General features: G+C 60.4%; 1 protein-coding gene. It reads right to left on the reverse strand.

Going from position 1 to position 649, the window contains the following annotated elements; genetic code table 11:
• Positions 1-634: IS3 family transposase (locus NKH67_RS34050; RefSeq protein WP_352475127.1), on the reverse strand; the 634-nt coding region annotated here is incomplete at its 3' end.
• Between the last annotated feature and the right edge of the window lie 15 nt (positions 635-649).

A 649-nucleotide genomic window follows, 5' to 3' on the forward strand; every position in this document is an offset into this window, starting at 1 on the left:
CGGCTTCGACCTTCATCGTCTTCATGAAGCTTTCCGCTTTCGCATTATCGTAGGGATTGCCGCGCCGGCCCATCGATCCAATAAGATCGTGCTCGGCGAGAACGTTGCGGTAAAGGAGTGCGGCATATTGCGACCCTCGGTCCGAGTGATGAACGCAGCCCGGCCGGGGTTTTCGTCGTTCGATTGCCGCCTTTAATGCTGCAACGGTCAAGCGCGCGTCGATCGACCGACCGATGGCGTAACCAACGACCTTGCGTGACCAGGCATCCAAAATGACCGCGACGTAGACGAAGCCCGCCGCAATCGTCACGTATGTTATGTCGCTCACCCAGAGCTGGTTCGGGCCGGCCGGTGTCACGTTCTTCGCCAGGTTCGGGAAGATCGGCAACTCGTGATCGCTGTCCGTAGTGGCGATGAAGCGCCGCCTGATCCTGGGCTGCAGATCGTGCTCGCGCATCAACCGTCTGACCTTCTTGTGGTTGACGACGATGCCGCGCTGCCGCAGCGCCGCCTGCATGCGGCGATAGCCGTAAGCTTCGAAGCTGTCGGAGATCTCACCCATCGTCTCGACGAGCGCTGTGTCATCCACGGCGGTTTCGGGCTGATCGTAGTAGGTTGATCGCGCGATCCCCATCAGCCGGCATCCTTC

Source organism: Mesorhizobium sp. M0968, assembly GCF_040319065.1.
Classification (GTDB): Bacteria; Pseudomonadota; Alphaproteobacteria; order Rhizobiales; family Rhizobiaceae; genus Mesorhizobium.